Here is a 12415-nt window from a genome sequence, read left to right on the forward strand (position 1 = left end):
TAGTTGCCGAAGGAGGTGCCGCAGTGCACCAGCGGGAAGAAGTGGCCGGCCTGGTGGCCGTGCTGCTGGCCGGAGACGTAGGCCTGGTGGAAGTTGCGCAGGAACACCGCCGACAGCGACTCGACGTTGCCGATGCCCGAGCCGTGGTAGTTCCAGGCGGTGCAGGAGGTCTGGTCGGTCTCGTCCAGGTAGTCCTTGCCCGGCTCGAAGCCGAACTGGTTCATGAACCACATCAGCGAGGCCGGGTAGCCCGGGATGTTGCCGCACTGGCCGCAGGACTTGTGGTGCCACAGCTTCTTGGTCGGCACCCGCTTGGTCCAGCCGAACAGCGTCTCCACCTCCACCGGTTCCATGTCGTCGGTGATGCGGTGGACAATGATCTCGCCGTCCTTCTCCAGCTCCCACATGTGCTCCCGGATGTCGTCCATCCGGTCACCCAGGTCCACCGTCCGGCGGTCCACCTGACGGCGCACCCATTCGGTCGCCGCCTCGGCCTCGTTGGCGTTGAGATTGGTGTCCTGAAAGAAGGAACCGTGACCGGCCACGCCCTCGGCGCCGGTGGTATTCGGATCGTGCTCACTCATGCCTGTTCTCTCCCGTTTTCTCGATGGCGCGCTTTCGGCAGGGCCGGACCTTAGTCCTCTTCCTGCTCCTCGAGCCACTCGTCGTACTCTTCGCGCTTCTCATCGATGAAGTCCTCGATGACGTCGAAGAGGTTCTCGTCCATCGTCTCCAGGGAGTCCATCACACCAGTCATTTCCCAGATGGTGTACATCTCGATGGACGTCTTGAGCGAGACCTCCCAGGCCGTGTCGGTGGTCTGGAGGGTCTTCACCGGGATGGCCTTGCGCAGGGTCTTGAGGTCGCCCTCGATCTTCTGGATGTTCGGGCCCCAGTCCGGGAAGTGGTCGGGCTGGATCATGTCCGGCGAGAGCTGGTTGCCGGTGGTGATGAGCTTGAGCATCACACGGCCGAAGGGGCGGAGCACGTCCTTCGCGGACTGCATGCCGTGCTTGATCGCGACCTCGCGCATGATCATGACCAGGCCGCCGGGGGAGTTCTTGAAGGGGCAGCGCGCCGCGCAGGTCATGCACTGGGCGCAGGCCCAGATCTTCTCCTGCATGGCGTCGTAGATCTGCTCAACGTTCTCGGTCCAGAGGAGCTGGACGATCTCCCGCGGGCTGTAGTCGTAGAACTGGGCGGACGGGCAGGTAGCCGTGCAGATGCCGCAGTTGAGACAGCCGTTGAGCTCGTGGTCGTAGCGGAAATCGTTACGGATGTCGTCGTAGATTTCCTGCATCTCTGCGTACGTAGCCATAGAGGACAACCTCGTTCGGATTGGGCGCGCCCGGCGCGGGCGCGTTGCTGCTTCGCCGTTCGTTGCGATCCCCCGGACTATAGTCCACCCCCGAGGGGTAATTAACGCCGTCGCATTGTGCGATTCGGGGCCAGCGGACCGCCGGGCTTGTCGTCACCGCGCCCGGGGCGCGCGCAGACGGCTCATTATTCGCCATCCGGCCCGCGGAAACCACCCCGACGGGGGGTCACGCCAACGCCGGGCCCCGGGCAGCCACTCCCGGGGCCCGAAGCAGATTACATGAACAGGGTGATATCGGCGTCGCCGGCGAATTCGAAGAAGGTAGCCGCCCCACCGAGCTCGATACCGTCGATGAAGTTGCCGGCATCCATCTCGAAGAGGTCCACCGTCATCTGACAAGCGACCATCCGGACCTCGGCATCCACGCAGAGCTGCCGCAGGTCGGCCAGGTCGGCCACGCCCTTGGACTTCATCTTCTTCTTCATCATGGAGGTCATCATGGCCTGCATGCCCGGGAGCGCCTGCGCCATCACGGGCATCGGCATCGGCATCGGCATGCCCGGATTACCCAGCGAGGTCACCTGCACGTCCAGCTTCTTCTCGAGGAGCTTGAGGCCATAGAAGGTGAAGAAGATCTCGGTCTCGTACCCCAGAGCCGCGGCCGTGGAGGCGAGGATGAAGGGCGGATACCCCCAGTCCAGGGAACCCTTGGTCGCGATGATCGCGAGTTTCTTGTCGTCCGACACGATCTTTCTCCTGATTGCGCCCCTCCGGGGAGGGGCGGCCTTGCGGAGGCGGCGGCCCGAGCCGCCGCTGCGGCTTTACGACTTCTTGATGAGGAAGTAGTACTTGCCGCCCTCTTCCTTGGACTCCAGCAGCTCGTTGCCGGTCTGCTTCGAGAAGGCCTCGAAGTCCTTGATGGCACCCGGATCAGTGGCGATGACGTGGAGGGTCTGGCCCGCATCCATCCCGGCCAGGCTCTTCTTGGCGCGGAGGATGGGAAGGGGGCAGTTCAGACCCGAGGCGTCGAGTTCCTGGTCAAAGTCGGCCATGCTCTCTCTCCTTACACAGATGAAACTCTTGTGGGCAGAAATGCGGGCTGATGCCCGCGTTGAACGCTCGAGTACAACGGCTCAAGCTTATATTCGACCCGCTTTATATGACAATCCAGTCACGGGCGCAACCAAGTATCCATCAAATCCTTGAACCCCCGGATAAGCCGACATGATGGGCAATTGTCGCCCCCGGGGGAGCGTGCTAGAGTCGCCGACGAACCGTAACCCGGACAAATGGAGGGGAGACCATTGGATAAGCAGGATTTTCAGGAACATACCCGCTACGTCGTGACCCGTCGGGACGAGAGTGGCAAGCTGCGTCCGGATACCATCTATGTCTACCGGATGTATGATGACTTCATGATCGTGCGGCGGACCAACAGCGACGGTCGGCTGCTGAAACTTGGGTACGAGGATGTGGTCAAGATCGTGAAGACCGTTCCCGTGGCCAAGGAAGACCGCTTCTATATCCCGGATGCCGTTCTTGAAGAGAAGACCTGGAAGGATCGTACCGTCATGGAGCGCTACTCCTCCTCGCCCCACATGGGCAAGTAGGAGGATGCGGGTCGGCGGCGCCCGCCGCCGACCGCTGCTGGCAGCGCTGACTGCACTGGCCCTCTGGACGCCAGCGCTGTCCGCCGTCGAGCTTCCCGATCTGGGTACCAGCGCGGATCGGGTGATGAGTCCCGCCGACGAGGCGCGCATCGGCGCCGAGTTCTTCCGCAGCCTGCGCCAGCACGTAGAGCTGGTGGAAGACCCCGAACTCCAGGCCTACATCCGCAATCTGGGCTACCGCCTGGCGGCCCACAGCGGGGCGAGCACCGACTTCCGCTTCTTCATCGTCAAGGATCCGCGGATCAATGCCTTCGCGGCCCCCGGGGGCTACGTCGGTTTCAATGCCGGCCTGATCCTGGAGGCCCGGAACGAGTCCGAGCTCGCCGGGGTGGTGGCTCACGAGATCGCGCACGTCAGTCAGCGCCATATCGCGCGCTCCAGCGAGGCAGCGGAGGACATGAGCCTGCCCATGGCGGCCTCCATCATCGCTGCCATCCTGCTGGGCGGACAGGACCCCGAACTGGGCCAGGCCGCCCTGGCCGCCACCATGGCCGGGGGAACCCAGTACCGTATCGATTTCACCCGAGCCAACGAGGCCGAGGCGGACCGCGTGGGGATCGACATGCTCGCCGCGGCCGGATTCGACCCCGAGGGCATGCCGCGCTTCTTTGAGCGGCTCCAGGCGCGGGACCGCCTGGGGGCTCCGGTGGTCCCGGAATTCCTGCGGACTCACCCCGTCACCCTCAGCCGGATCGCCGACTCCCGTAATCGGGCCGCCAGCTACGACATCGAGGCAACCGAGGACCACGGAGATTTCCACCACGCCCGGGCCAAGCTCCGCGTCCTTATACAAGAGGACGCGGAGTCCCTCATCGAACGCTACCGCACGATCCTCGGCGAACAGGACGGGGCCAGCTGGGCCCGGTACGGCCTGGCACTGGCCCTGGCCGAGGCGCGCCAGACCGAGGCGGCCCTGACGGAGATCGAGCAGTTGCGGCGCGAACACCCGCAAAGGCTCGCCTACCGCATCGCACAGGCCCGGCTCCAGCGCCTGGCCGACGACCCTGCAGCCGCCGTCGCCACTTACCGCGCCGCGCTGGAGCTCTATCCCGGCAACGCCAGCCTGGTTCGCTATCTCGCCCAGACTCTTCTGGATCAGGAGCGCGCGGACGAGGCCCGCACCCTCCTTCGGGACCACATGCGCCGCCACGACAGGGGGCCGGCCTTCTACCGGCTGCTGGCACGTGCCGAGGAGGGCGGTGGCCATGCAGCACGTCGGGATGCAGCACTAGCCGAGTTCCACTACCGCACCGGGCGCACTCCCGAGGCGATTCGCCTCCTCCGCCGTGCCCTGGATGGCACCGAGGACGAGGCGCTCATCCGGCGCTGGCAGGCCCGGATGGAGGAATACCGTCAACGTGCCATGGCCGATGAGCAATCCGGCGCACGCCAGGGATCCAGCCAGGCACGCTAGGAGAAAGTCGCTTTACCTCGATACCGGCAACGAAATGGGCGCTCGCGCATATTAGGAAAAACTAATACTCCCTTCACAAGGCCGGCTCCCATCCATTAAACATCCCCCGCCTACCCAAAACAAATCCAACAATTCAGGTCGTTGCAGTCTTTTAGTGTTTGCTTGAACAGTGAATTGGCGGGTACACCCTTGCCAAGCGCCACACCTTCAGTATTCTAGGTCTTGATTCGCCTCCCCACGGGGTGTGGGTGAAGCCGGCGGACCGGAAACACTTCCGGCCGCGCACGACACGATAAGATGAGGAGGAAGCAATGCGTACGCCCATGCGATTCCCGCTCGCCGCCACCGCCGTCGCGGCCATGCTGGGCCTTTCGGGCCTGGCCATGGTCCCCGGTTCCGCCGTGGCTGCGGACGAAGAGGTCATCGAGGAAGGCCGCGACCTGGCCTTCAACCGGACCAAGGGCAACTGCCTCGCCTGCCATCAGATCCAGGGCGGCAACCTGGCGGGCAACATCGGCCCGCCGCTGGTGGCCATGAGTTCGCGCCTGAGCAAGGAGGAGCTGCGTAGCCAGCTCGAGGACTCCACCGATCGCGACCCGAATACCATGATGCCCCCCTTCAAGAAGCACGGCATCCTGACGGACGAAGAGATCGACAAGATCGTCGAATTCGTCTACCAGCTGTAAGCGCGCTGGCTAATAACGGTATCTGGCATTCTTCCGGAGGAGCATAAAATCATGAACCGTCGCATTTTCCTCAAGGGCACCCTGGCCGGCTCGGCCATGGCCGCCGCCGTCGGCGCCGGCCTCGTCACCCCCGGCCGCGTCCTCGCCGCCTGGCCCAAGGAGGCCTTCGAGGCCGAGTCCGTCGATAACGCCCTCGACAACCTCTTCGGCGATACCTCCATGGAGGCCGCCGACAACATCAACATCAAGGCCCCCGACATCGCCGAGAACGGCGCCGTGGTCCCGATCACCGTCGATACCGACATGGACGGCGTCGAGTCCATCGCCATCATCTCGGAGAAGAACCCCACACCCCTGACCAGTAACTTCAAGCTGGCCGACAACACCCACGGGTTCGTCTCCACCCGCATCAAGATGGGCGAGACCTCCGACGTCATCGCCCTGGTTCGCGCCAACGGCACCAGCTACACCGCCCGCAAGGAGGTGAAGGTGACCATCGGCGGCTGCGGCGGCTAAACACACAGCCCGCGCAGACCCACCAGCAACCGAACGAGGTACATGACCATGGCCAGCAACACCATCCGTGCCCGCGCCTCCGTCCAGGGCGGCACCGCCAACGTCAAGACGCTGATCTCCCACCCCATGGAGACCGGCCAGCGCACCGACTCCTCCACCGGCGAGAAGATCCCCGCCCACTACATCGAGGAGGTGACCGTCACCCATAACGGCAACCAGGTCCTGGTCGCCCAGATGGGCTCCGCCGTCTCCAAGAACCCCTACCTCTCCTTCCGGTTCGATGGCGCCTCCTCCGGCGACACCATCTCCATCAGCTGGAACGACAACAAGGGCGAATCCGACTCCATGGAAACCTCCATCAGCTAGTCGTCGCGGCCGGCACCCGCACGGGTGCCGCCACACAAAAGGGGCCCCCGATGGCGACATCGGGGGCCCCTTCTCGATCCGGGCCATCCTGCCGGGCGCGGTCCCTACATGGGCTGACGGCTGCCCTCGATGACCCACTCCACCGAGTCCATGGCCTTGAGGTCCCGGGAGGTGAGGTAGAGCTCCTTGGTGACATCCTTGCCGCCGTTGGCCGGGATGAGGGAGACCACGGTGTACTGGGTCAGGACCTCGCCCTCGGCATCCACCATCTGCACGCTGAGGCGCAGGTCCACGGCGCGGTCGCAATCATTGCTAACCCGGGCCCGCCACTCGCCCTCGCCGAAGCCGAGCTCCGTCTCGTGGATCTCCAGCTCCTCGTCGCTCACCGAGATACAATCCTGCACCTGGCTATCGCCGTCTCCCTCCTGAGCCGGGGCGGCCAGGGGGAAGACGAGGAGGAGGGCCAGGAGGGGGATGAGTCGCTTCATGGTCTGATTCCTGCTTCAAGGGATTGGATACCGCCCATTCTGCAAGCCATGTGCCACGGCGGAAAGGCCATGACCCCGGCCGGCGACCCCGGTACGCGCCCATTCGGGATGTGTAATCATGACACATGAGCCACAGAGGTACGATTAATGCCCGATCGCATCCTCCGCAAGGTCTACACCCTGCGAGCCGCCGTCATGGGGTTCATCGTCCTGCCGGTCCTGCTGGTGGCCGGCCTGCTGGGCTGGTCGGCGCTGGCCAAGCTCGAGACCGAGATCGCCGAGCGCATGAAGGAGGACCTGGAACTCATCGCCCGCTCCCTGCAGGAGCCGGTGGGCCGCGCCCTGGACAAGGAACGCGAGGGAGCCGTGGCCGAGGCGGTGGAATCGGCTCTGGGCTTCTCCCGGGTCTACGGCGCCTACGTCTACGACGCCGAGGGCCATCGCATCGCCTCCTCCGGCCCCCGGGCGGGCCGGCTGGACGAGGGCCAGATCAGCGAGCTGGCCGAGGCCGGAACGGAGCAGGGCCGCTTCGATCAGCAGGGGGACGAGCGGCTCTACAACTATTTCGTCCCCCTGGTGGATTCGGGGGGCCGTATCGCCGGCCTACTCCAGCTCACCCGGCGCGGATCCGACTTCGACGCCTACATCCAGCAGATCCGCTGGCAGGGGGCCGCCGCCCTGGTGATCATCGCCCTGCTCATGGGGACCGTAGTCTTCACCGGCCACCACCGCGCGGTGGGACGCCACTTCCAGCATATCCGCACGGTCCTGGAGCGCGTGGGTGCCGGGGAGCGGGGTCTGCGCCTCAGCGAGGCGGGCCCGCGGGAGATCCGGGAGCTCTCCACCGCCTTCAACCACATGCTGGATCGCATCCACGCCTCCGAACGCGCCCTGGCCGAACAGCGCGAAAAGGAACAGGCACTGGAGGCGCGCCTGCGCCAGTCGGAGAAGATGGCCGCCATCGGCCAGCTCGCCGCCGGCCTGGCCCACGAACTCGGCTCCCCGCTCTCGGTGGTCCGCGGCAAGGCCCAGCGGGCGCTGCGCCATACCACCGACGAGGAGCAGGCACGCACCCTGCATGCCATCAACGAGCAGGTGGCCCGCATGGAGCGCATCGTCTCCCAGCTCATGGACTTCGGCCGCGGCCAGCGCAACGAACAGCGCCGGGAGCCGGTGGAGCGGGCGGTCCGCGCCGCCGTCCACAACGCCGAGGAGGAGGCAGGCCGGCGCGGGATCACCCTGGAGATGGACGGCCCGGTGCCCGGGCCGGTCCTCGCCATGGACCGGCTGCGCCTGGAGCAGGCCATGGACAACCTGCTGCGCAATGCCCTCCAGGCGGCCCGCAGCCGGGTCCGGACCCGCTGGGAGGCCGTCGGCGACGAGGTCCGCCTGCAGGTGGAGGACGATGGCCCCGGGCTGGATCCCGACGCCGCCGCCCGCCTGTTCGAGCCCTTCTACACCACCAAGCCGGTGGGCGAGGGCACCGGCCTCGGCCTGGCCGTGGTCCACGGCGCCGTGCGGGAGCACGGCGGCCGGGTCGAGGCCGACACCAGCCCCGACCTGGGGGGCGCCCGATTCACCCTGACCCCCCCCCGGGGGGGAGCGAGCGAGGAAGAGACACCATGACCGCCGGTACCCCGGGCCAGCCGAATCCCGCCACCATCCTCCTGGTGGAGGATGATAACGACCTGCGTGAGCTCCTCCACGACGAACTCGCCGACGCCGGCCACACCGTCACCGCCGTCGCCTCCGCCGAGGCGGCCCGGGAGCGGCTCGACCCGGTCCCGGAGCTGGTAATCACCGACCTCCGACTACCCGGCGAGGACGGCCTGGCGCTGCTGGGCCGCCTCCAGGGGCTGGGGGAGAGCCCGGCGGTGATCCTCATCACCGCCTTCGGCACCGTCCCCCAGGCAGTGGAGGCGCTCAAGCAGGGCGCCGACGACTTCCTCACCAAGCCCCTGGACCTGGACCACTTCCGCCTGGCCGTGGGACGCGCCCTGGAAACCCGGCGGCTGCGCCGGGAGGTGGCGCGCTACCGCCGGGTCCTGGACGAGGAGAACGGCTTCCACGGCATCCTGGGCCGCAGCGCCCCCATGCAGCGGCTGTTCGAGCAGATCCGGGCCGTGGCCCGGGCCGACGGGCCGGTCCTCATCATCGGCGAGAGCGGTACCGGCAAGGAGCTGGTGGCCCACGCCGTCCACGCCGAGAGCCCTCGGGCGGACCGACCCTTCGTGGCCGTGAACTGTGCCGGGATCCCGGCCGACCTCATGGAGAGTGAGCTCTTCGGGCACACTGCCGGCGCCTTCACCGGGGCCCAGCGCGCCCGTCGCGGCCTCTTTGCCGAGGCCGAGGGCGGCACCCTCTTCCTGGACGAGATCGGCGAGATGCCGCTGGAGATGCAGTCCAAGCTCCTGCGCGTCCTCCAGGACGGCGCCGTGCGCCCGGTGGGCGCCAACCGGGAGCAGCACGTGGACGTACGCATCGTCGCCGCCACCAACCGCGACCTGGAGGAGCAGGTGGCCCGGGGCGACTTCCGCGAGGACCTCTACTACCGGCTGGAGACCTTCGCCCTGACCATCGCCCCCCTGCGCCAGCGTGACGACGACATCGAGCGCCTGGCCGCCCGCTTCCTGGAGCGCTTCGCCGCCGCCCAGGGCAAGGCCATCCAGGGCCTGGAGTCCGACGCCCTGGCCCGGCTCAAGGCCTACCCCTTCCCGGGCAACGTCCGCGAGCTGGCCAATGCCATGGAGCGGGCGGTGACCTTCTGCAATGGCGAGACCATCCGCACCGACCACCTCCCCGAGCGCATGGGCAACACGCGACCGGAGGCCGCATCCGGCGGCGACGACCCCTGGGGGGACGACCCCGGCTCCCTGCCCACCCTGGCAGAGGTGGAGCGGCGCTACATCGACCACGTCCTGAAGGTCACCAATGGCAACAAGCGGCGTGCCGCCACCATCCTGGATATCGGCCGCCGCACCCTCTACCGGCGCCTGGAGGGGGAGGAGCCGAGTGCCGATCCGGCCGGCGGGGTGTGACACAGTGACACGAACGATGGCGCCGGTTTCGCACACACTGGGACCGACCACCACATAATCAACAACTTGCAAACATGGCATGCCCCCTGCAGAGCAGTGGGCGTCGCAACCCAACGGAGGAATTCCCCATGCAGTATCGTTCCACCATCCTCGCCCTCCTCGCCGCCGGTGCCCTGGCCACCGCCCCGGCCGCCTTCGGCCAGGCTCAGCAGCAGGGCCAGGGTGCACCGAACATGGAGATGAATGCGGAGACCCTGGACAGCTTCGCCGATGCCTACGTCGAGGTCCGGGACATCCAGTCCGACTTCGCCGACCAGCTCGGCAGCGTCGAGGATCGCGAGAAGGCCCAGAGCCTCCAGCGCGAGGCCCAGGAGGAGATGGTCTCCGCCGTGGAGGATGCCGGCCTCTCGGTCCAGGAGTACAACCAGGTCGCCTCGCAGATGCAGAACGATCCGGAGCTGCGCGAGAAGGTGATGCAGCGCACCGAGAACTAGGCCCCGACCACCCCGACCCCGACCGCCGGGGTCGCGGGAACCGTACGGGCCCCGCTTCGGCGGGGCCTTTTCATGTCCGGCCCCTGTACCTCCACGCTGCCGAGCGGCAGGATCGCGCCACACCCATCGGAGCCCGACCATGACCGAGACCACCGAGCCCGCCCCCGCCGCCGTCGTCGAGGCGGCCGAGCCGGCCAACGCCGCCGTGATCTGGTTCCACGGTCTGGGGGCCGACGGCCACGACTTCGAGCCCATCGCCGGGGAGCTGGGGCTGCCGCCGACGGTGCGCTTTGTCTTCCCCCACGCCCCCAGCCAATCGGTAACGGTGAATGGTGGGCTCGCCATGCCGGCCTGGCACGATATCGCCAGCGCCGATCTTACCGGGGACGTGGATCGCGAGGGGATCGCGGCCTCGGTGGAGACCGCCCGGGCCTTCATCGCCGCCGAGCGCCAGCGCGGGATCCCGGCGGAGCGGATCGTCATCGCCGGCTTCTCCCAGGGCGGGGTGGTCGCCCTCCACGCCGGGGTCGGCGCGGAAGAGCCCCTGGGCGGTATCGTGGCGCTGTCCACCTTCTTCCCCGACGCCGAGGCGACCCTGGCCCGGGCCCCCGAGGCGACCCGCGCAACCCCGGTCTTCCTCGCCCACGGCGAGGAGGACACCATCGTCCTCCCCGACTACGGCCGGGAGGCCGGTCGGGCGCTGGAGGGGCGGGGCCACCCCGTCACCAGCCGGACCTACCCCATGGCCCACGCCGTCTGCCCCGAGGAGATCGCCGACATCGGCCGCTGGCTGGGGGAGCGGCTGGGCTAGATCGCCCCCCGCGCCCAGCGGGTGCGGAACTGCTCCGCCAGCCGGTGGAGCTCCCGGGTACGCTGGCCGATGGTCCCGGCGGCCTCGTCCACGTGCGCGACGCTGCCGGCGGTGGCCTGGCTGGATTGCTGGATGGCGGTGACGCTGCGATTGACCTCCTCGGCGACGCTGCTCTGCTCCTCCGCTGCCGAGGCGATCTGGGCGTTCATGTCGTTGATGGTGGCCACCGCATCGTTGATGGCCCCCAGGGCGGTGTCGGCGTTGCGGGCCCCCTCGGCACCGGCCCGCGCCTGCTCCCGCCCGCTGCCCATGGTCTCCACCGCCTCCCGGGCGCCGCCCTGCAGCCCCTCGACGATATTCTGGATCTTGGTGGTGGACTCCTGGGTCCGCTGAGCCAGGGTCCGCACCTCGTCGGCAACCACGGCGAAGCCGCGGCCGGCCTCGCCGGCCCGGGCCGCCTCGATGGCGGCATTCAGCGCCAGCAGGTTGGTCTGATCGGCGATCTCGCGGATGGCATCCAGGATGGTCCCGGCCTCGTCGGCGTTGCCGGCCAGCCGTTCCAGGGCCGTGGCCGCCCGCTCCACCTCGTCGGCCATGCGCTCCACGGTGGTCGCCGCGTCGCTGACCACCGAACGACCCTCGCCCACCCGCTCGGTGGCACTCCCCGCGGCGTTGGAGGCCTCGCCGGCATTGCGCGCCACCTCCTCGATGGAGGAGGCCATCTCGTTCACCGCCGAGGCGACCTGCTCGGTCTGGTCGCCCTGCTCGTTCATGCTGCGCCGGGCCGTGGTGGCATCCTCCTCCAGGGAGTCCGTCGCCCCCTGGAGGACCTCGGCCGTGTCGGCGATCCGCCCGGCGATGGCCTGGGACTCCTGCTGGAGCATCTTGATGGCCAGCCGGATCTGGCCCAGTTCGTCCACCCGGCCGGTGTAGACATACTGCATCAGGGGATCATCGGCGATGGACTGGGTGGCGGCCACGACGGCACACACCGGCCTCATGGTCACCCAGACCACGCCCAGAGCCAGGCCCAGGGAGAGGAGGGCCGCCCCCACCGCCACCGGCCACGACTCCGCCGCCGGTGTCAGGGCCACCGCCATCTGGGGCAGCATGGCGACGACCAGGCCGGTGAACAGACGAGTCTGCAGTCCGAGCCACTTCCCCAGGCGCAGGGCCAGGGGGGTCCTGCCGGCCCAGAGCTTCTTGTAGACCGACTCGGCCCAGTCCACGTGCTCCCGCTCCGGCTTGGTCCGGACCGACTGGTACTCCACCACGTTGCCGGATTCATCGGCCACCGGCATGACGTAGGCATCCACCCAGTAGTGGTCGCCGTCCTTGCGGCGGTTCTTGACCATGCCCATCCAGGGCTGGCCCGCCTTGAGGTGGGACCACAGATCCTCGAAGGCCGCCGGGGGCATGTCCGGGTGGCGGACGACGTTGTGGTTCTTGCCGACGAGCTCCGACTCCTCGAAGCCGGCGATCTCGATGAAATCGCCGTTCACGTAGGTGATGATGCCCTTGAGGTCGGTGGTGGACAGGATGTTGGCCCGGGCGGAGTAGTCGTACTCCCGCTGGGTCACCGGTTCGTTTCGCTTCATGGGCTCCTCCCTCCCA

Annotated in this window: 14 protein-coding genes and 1 pseudogene; 9 read left to right on the forward strand and 6 right to left on the reverse strand. The window is 67.7% G+C overall.

Going from position 1 to position 12415, the window contains the following annotated elements:
• The 4 genes and pseudogenes from BM272_RS11405 to BM272_RS11420 form a co-directional block, all read right to left on the reverse strand.
• Window positions 1-584: pseudogene (locus tag BM272_RS11405) on the reverse strand (heterodisulfide reductase subunit B); the annotation flags it as partial.
• A 50-nt stretch (window positions 585-634) separates the two neighbouring features.
• On the reverse strand, window positions 635-1300 hold the full coding sequence (locus BM272_RS11410) for a 4Fe-4S dicluster domain-containing protein (protein WP_093428924.1): 666 nt from the start codon (window positions 1298-1300) through the stop codon (window positions 635-637).
• A gap of 293 nt (window positions 1301-1593) precedes the next feature.
• Window positions 1594-2064, reverse strand: a complete 471-nt coding sequence (gene dsrE2 / locus BM272_RS11415; RefSeq protein ID WP_093428925.1) for a sulfur carrier protein DsrE2 — start codon at window positions 2062-2064, stop codon at window positions 1594-1596.
• A 75-nt stretch (window positions 2065-2139) separates the two neighbouring features.
• A complete protein-coding gene (locus BM272_RS11420; RefSeq protein WP_093428926.1) occupies window positions 2140-2370 on the reverse strand; it encodes a sulfurtransferase TusA family protein in 231 nt (76 codons plus the stop codon).
• A 252-nt stretch (window positions 2371-2622) separates the two neighbouring features.
• Between BM272_RS11420 and BM272_RS11425 the strand changes: the two genes are divergently transcribed.
• The 5 genes from BM272_RS11425 (at window position 2623) to soxZ (ending at window position 5970) form a co-directional block, all read left to right on the forward strand.
• Window positions 2623-2928, forward strand: a complete 306-nt coding sequence (locus BM272_RS11425) for a hypothetical protein (RefSeq protein ID WP_093428927.1) — start codon at window positions 2623-2625, stop codon at window positions 2926-2928.
• A gap of 4 nt (window positions 2929-2932) precedes the next feature.
• A complete protein-coding gene (locus tag BM272_RS11430; RefSeq protein ID WP_159433077.1) occupies window positions 2933-4402 on the forward strand; it encodes a M48 family metalloprotease in 1470 nt (489 codons plus the stop codon).
• Window positions 4403-4725: 323 nt separating this feature from the next.
• Complete coding sequence (gene soxX, locus BM272_RS11435) at window positions 4726-5088, forward strand: sulfur oxidation c-type cytochrome SoxX (RefSeq protein WP_205407806.1); 363 nt, start codon at window positions 4726-4728, stop codon at window positions 5086-5088.
• 51 nt (window positions 5089-5139) lie between these two features.
• A complete protein-coding gene (soxY, locus tag BM272_RS11440; RefSeq protein WP_093428523.1) occupies window positions 5140-5604 on the forward strand; it encodes a thiosulfate oxidation carrier protein SoxY in 465 nt (154 codons plus the stop codon).
• Window positions 5605-5646: 42 nt separating this feature from the next.
• A complete protein-coding gene (gene soxZ / locus BM272_RS11445; protein WP_399349711.1) occupies window positions 5647-5970 on the forward strand; it encodes a thiosulfate oxidation carrier complex protein SoxZ in 324 nt (107 codons plus the stop codon).
• A gap of 104 nt (window positions 5971-6074) precedes the next feature.
• Here soxZ and BM272_RS11450 read toward each other — a convergent pair whose 3' ends face one another.
• Entirely contained in the window at window positions 6075-6458 is a 384-nt protein-coding gene (locus tag BM272_RS11450; RefSeq protein ID WP_093428930.1) for a hypothetical protein, read from the reverse strand.
• A gap of 147 nt (window positions 6459-6605) precedes the next feature.
• Here BM272_RS11450 and BM272_RS11455 point away from each other — a divergent pair, with 147 nt between their 5' ends.
• The 4 genes from BM272_RS11455 to BM272_RS11470 all read left to right on the forward strand — a co-directional run bounded on the left by BM272_RS11455 (window position 6606) and on the right by BM272_RS11470 (window position 10801).
• Window positions 6606-8084: a sensor histidine kinase gene (locus tag BM272_RS11455; protein ID WP_093428931.1), complete on the forward strand. Its 1479-nt coding sequence runs from the start codon at window positions 6606-6608 to the stop codon at window positions 8082-8084.
• Window positions 8081-9496, forward strand: a complete 1416-nt coding sequence (locus tag BM272_RS11460) for a sigma-54-dependent transcriptional regulator (protein WP_093428932.1) — start codon at window positions 8081-8083, stop codon at window positions 9494-9496. The genes BM272_RS11455 and BM272_RS11460 overlap by 4 nt, the downstream gene beginning before the upstream one ends.
• 128 nt (window positions 9497-9624) lie before the next feature.
• Window positions 9625-9990 carry a DUF4168 domain-containing protein gene (locus BM272_RS11465; protein ID WP_159433078.1) on the forward strand — a complete coding sequence of 122 codons (366 nt, stop codon included), beginning with the start codon at window positions 9625-9627 and terminating at the stop codon, window positions 9988-9990.
• A 139-nt stretch (window positions 9991-10129) separates the two neighbouring features.
• On the forward strand, window positions 10130-10801 hold the full coding sequence (locus tag BM272_RS11470; RefSeq protein ID WP_093428934.1) for an alpha/beta hydrolase: 672 nt from the start codon (window positions 10130-10132) through the stop codon (window positions 10799-10801).
• On the opposite strand, the gene BM272_RS11475 is transcribed toward BM272_RS11470, so the two are convergent.
• Entirely contained in the window at window positions 10798-12399 is a 1602-nt protein-coding gene (locus BM272_RS11475) for a methyl-accepting chemotaxis protein (protein ID WP_093428935.1), read from the reverse strand. The genes BM272_RS11470 and BM272_RS11475 overlap by 4 nt on opposite strands.
• Window positions 12400-12415: the final 16 nt, after the last annotated feature.

The sequence above is a fragment of the Thiohalospira halophila DSM 15071 genome, assembly GCF_900112605.1.
Lineage (GTDB): Bacteria > Pseudomonadota > Gammaproteobacteria > Thiohalospirales > Thiohalospiraceae > Thiohalospira > Thiohalospira halophila.